The following is a 4,655-nucleotide window of genomic DNA, read 5'->3' as shown; positions in this document are numbered from 1 at the left end:
CAATGGTTCCCATGAGCAATAGTGAGGAGCGCCCCGATGATTTGCCTGCAATGGCCTGCCTCCATACCAATGATGCACTTTACTTTTATAGTCCCGGAACCTGGAGGTGGAACTACGATACAAACACCAGGTTTTTTTACTTCGAGAGCCACAAATTCTCGCAAATGGCATTTTTCTTTCTTTCGGATGCCATTCAAACATTGAAAACCCCTCAGAAGCAACTGCCACCGCAGGGAAGTGTTACTGCCACCACACAATCGTTTGATGTGCTTTATTTTCATGAATTGGAAAATGAAAACATTCTAAATTCCGGAAATCAATGGCTGGGAGAAAAGTTTAACACCTCCATTGCCATGAACAGGAGTTTTGAGGTAGAAATGCCCAATCTTATTCCTCAGGAAGAAGCTGTTTTTTTCACTCAGGTTGCCGGACGAGCCAACTCGGCCCAGGCTTTCGACATCAAATTGGGTGAAATGGCCAGTCAAACCGTCTACATCAATACGGTTTCTCTCAACGATTACCTGGGATATTATTTTCGTTTTGCAACTACAACTCAAAACTTTGTTCCGGGCAATAGCCGGTTTAATATCGAATACTCATACAACAATACCGCGTCCACGTCTATTGGATGGCTCGATTATTTTGTAATCAACGGCCGGGGGCGTCTGACCCTTAACAACGGGCCCTTTGTATTTCGCGACAAATCGGTAGTTGCCCCGGGTGGCATTGCCTCTTATGAAATAGCCGGAGCAACGGATTCAGATCTGGTATGGGATGTAACCAACCCTGCGGAACCAGTAAATATGCAAACAGAGAATGCGGGCAGTATCCTAAAATTCACTGCATCTTCTCACGAAATCAAGGAATATGTTGCATTTAATCCTTCCCAAACATTTCCACAACCTGAGTTTATACAGAATGTGGAAAACCAGAATTTACACGCTACCGCCCCGGCTGAAATGGTGATAGTAGCTCCGTCCGAGTTTATTGGACAGGCCAACCGGCTTGCAAGTTTACACCAGCAACATTCCGGATTGAGCGTGGTCGTGGCCGATCGTGATCAAATCTATAATGAGTTCTCCTGGGGACATCCCGATCCCGGAGCAATCAGAGGATTTATGAAAATGCTCTACGACCGTGCCGGAGATAATGAAGCGGCATCTCCAAAGTTATTGCTTTTGTTTGGCGACGGAACCTATGATAACCGCCACCTCAACAACACACCAGCAGCCCCGCTTCCCACTTATCAGTCGGACAATTCTATTTATCAGACTTCCACCTTCGTCACCGATGACTTTTTTGGTTTTCTGGATGATCTGGAAGGGGAAGATCTGAGAAATGACCGACTGGACATTGGTATAGGGCGTTTCCCTGTCACCACCGTTGAGCAGGCTGTTAATGCAGTTAACAAATCAGAGGCCTATCTGTTAAATCAGGATGACGGAAAGTGGAAAACCAGACTCACCTTTATAGGAGATGACGGAGACTTTAATATTCATGTTAGAGACGCCGATCGCCTGACACAGAAGATAGCGGCCAATCATCTCCAGTTCGATTTGAATAAAATCTATTTTGATGCCTTTAAGGTATCATCAGGGGCCGTGGGAAAAGAGTTTCCTGAAGCCAAGAGTCGGACTATGCAAGCCATTTCGGAAGGAACTCTCCTGTTCAATTATACCGGCCATGGAAGTGAAAACAATCTGGCCCACGAAAAACTAGTGACCAAAACCGACATATCCGGATGGAACAACAAAAGTAAGCTCCCTCTTTTCATCACAGCCACGTGTGAATTTAGTCGTTTCGACAACCACAACCACACTTCGGCAGGCGAAGAGGTTTTCCTGAACCCCAATGGAGGAGGAATAGCCCTATTATCCACCACCCGGATAGTCTATTCCAGTCTTAACTTTACGCTCAACAATGCCTTTTACAACCACGCATTCGAAAAAGATGAAAACGGCCTGCCGCTGCGCTTTGGCGAAATGATGCGTCGTACAAAACTTGAGTCGGGTTCGAATACCAACAAGCTGAACTTCACTCTCCTGGGCGACCCTGCCCTGCGGTTGATATATCCGGCGAATGAGGTCGCTACCTCAACACTCAATAACATTGAGGTTACCGGACAACCCGACACCATCAGCGCATTGTCCAAAAACCAAATAACGGGAATCATCAAAAACCAGGCAGGAAAACTAATGAGTGACTTTTCCGGAACGGTATCGGTAACGGTTTTTGACAAAGCTGTAAACACAAAAACCCTGGGCAGCGGAAGCAATGAACCCTTTGAATTTAAAGAGTTTTCGAACATCCTGTTTAAAGGCAGCGCCACTGTGTCCAACGAGAAATTCTCCTTCGAATTTGTGGTTCCAAAAGACATCAGATATAACTTTGACAACGGCAGAATCAGCTATTACGCCATTTCAGATGACGGCACGGAGGCTGCCGGAGCATTTACAGAAGTGGTGATTGGCGGCATCAGCAAAAACCCGGAAAGCGACAATCAAGGTCCCGACATCAGTCCCTACCTGAACCATCCTGGCTTTGCACCGGGGCAGGCAACAGGCTCCAGGCCGGTTCTTTATGCAAACCTTTTCGATGAATCCGGAATCAACACCTCCGGCATTGGCATCGGTCACAACATCACCCTCATTATTGATGGCGACACCAACAATCCACTGGTTTTGAATGATGCCTTTACCGCCCACACGGACCATTATCAACAGGGCACTGTTCAGTTCCAGTTGCCCAGACTGGAGGATGGAACACATAACCTAACACTTAAAGTGTGGGACAATTACAATAATTCCTCCACTGCAACGTTAAATTTCAAGGTTAACCCGAGCCACGGATTGAATATCCGGAATTTCTCAGCCTGGCCAAACCCGGTTTCCCCGGGACAGGACGTATTCATTAGTATGCAAATGGATGCCCCCAATGCCTTGATTAATACAACAATTCAATTCATTGACAGCTCGGGAAAAGTCACAGGAACTGTAGAAGATAAAATAATATCCACAGGGAATTTAATAGGGCCCTATCAGTTACCGATGGAAAAATCGGGTTGGGATTACTCGCAGATTTGTTTTGTGCGAATCATCCTCAAACCCCAAAACGGAGAAGAGTCACAGGTAGTTGCCAAACTTTTGCCAACCCCATAAAAACAAGGAAAAATTTTAACGATGAACAAAAAATCTTTTAGCAAAGCACTTATTGCATTCCTATTTCTTGGTTTATCCCAATTTACCACGGCCCAGGAAGACGATGTGAACCTAAGCGGACAGCAAAACATAATCAGTACTGCGGTTTCGTTTTTGGACATTGCTCCTGAGTCCAGGGGTGGAGCAATGGGTAACACCGGTGTTGCCATTTCGCCTGATGTTAATTCACAACACTGGAATCCGGCCAAATATGCATTTATTGGAAAAGAATCCGGTGTGGCGCTCTCTTATACCCCATGGCTGCGAAAACTCGTCAATGACATCAACCTCTACTATTTAACCGGTTTCAAGAGGCTCGATGATATGCAAACCATCAGTACCTCTATCCGCTATTTCTCATTAGGAGACATCACCTTCATGTCGGAAGACGCACAACCACAAGGAAATGCTTCACCCAACGAATTCGCCATTGATGCTGCCTACAGCCGCATTTTATCCGATCATTTATCTGGTGCTGTAGCTTTTCGTTACATTCGTTCAGATCTACAGATGAACTTCAGCCCTTCATCAGGAAGTGAAACCTATCAGGCAGGAAATTCATTTGCAGCAGATCTGGCTTTCTATTATCAAAATGAAATTGAAATGGGTGGAAATGATGCCAATCTAAGTGCAGGTATCAACATCTCAAATATTGGTAGTAAAATCTCCTACGACGGGAATGTGGAACAGTTCATCCCCACCAACCTGAGGCTGGGAACAGCTTTGAAAACCGAGCTTGACGAATACAATGAACTAACTATTGCACTGGACTTTAACAAGCTCCTGGTTCCTACCCCCGATTATCAGGAGGTTGAAGAAAACAATTCTGTTTTTCAAAGTGATAATGTTTCTGTCATTTCCGGTATTTTCCAATCCTTCAGCGATGCGCCGGGTGGAATGAAAGAAGAACTTCAGGAAATCAACATCAGTGTGGGTGCTGAATACCTCTACAATAAGCAGTTTGCAGTGCGTGCAGGTTATTTTCATGAGCACGAAAACAAGGGTAACCGAAAGTATTTCACTGCCGGTGTGGGACTGAAATTCAATATGCTTGCAATTGATGCCTCTTACATTATCCCGGTGGTTCAGAACAATCCGCTGGCCAATACCGTTCGCTTCACCCTGGCATTGGATCTGGATCAGATGATTGGGCAGAATTGATTTTCTGGGAAAGGAGGTAGCTCTTGGCTGATAGCTCTTGGCTCTTAGCTGGAACCCAGGCCAAAAGTCTGGGTGAAACAACGCAGGGTGCAACCCTGCAATATTGGTATGAAAAAGAAGTCAGAGCCCTAAAAGGGCGGTAGCAACAGCGCAGGTCTTAACCCTGTGATGTTGTTAAAAAAGACCTCAAAGCCCTGAAAGGGCGATAGCAAATAACCATTCAATATTTGGTTGACAACATAGTTTTTTTTTCAAAAGGATTATTTGAAGGTAATAAAACCTAAACAATTAATTAAA

2 protein-coding genes are annotated in these 4,655 nt (G+C 45.1%); both read left to right on the top strand.

Features of this window, described 5'->3' with window-relative positions; genetic code table 11:
- The coding region (gene porU / locus QZZ43_RS15040; RefSeq protein WP_291861149.1) for a type IX secretion system sortase PorU at nucleotides 1–3,158 on the top strand (3,158 nt) is incomplete at its 5' end.
- Nucleotides 3,159–3,179: 21 nt separating this feature from the next.
- A complete protein-coding gene (gene porV / locus QZZ43_RS15035) occupies nucleotides 3,180–4,358 on the top strand; it encodes a type IX secretion system outer membrane channel protein PorV (protein WP_291861147.1) in 1,179 nt (392 codons plus the stop codon).
- The last annotated feature ends 297 nt before the right edge of the window (nucleotides 4,359–4,655 follow it).

Origin of the sequence: Marinilabilia sp. (assembly GCF_016278715.1) — a bacterium.
Taxonomy (GTDB): domain Bacteria; phylum Bacteroidota; class Bacteroidia; order Bacteroidales; family Marinilabiliaceae; genus Marinilabilia.
This window is presented reverse-complemented; position numbering and strand designations above follow the sequence as displayed.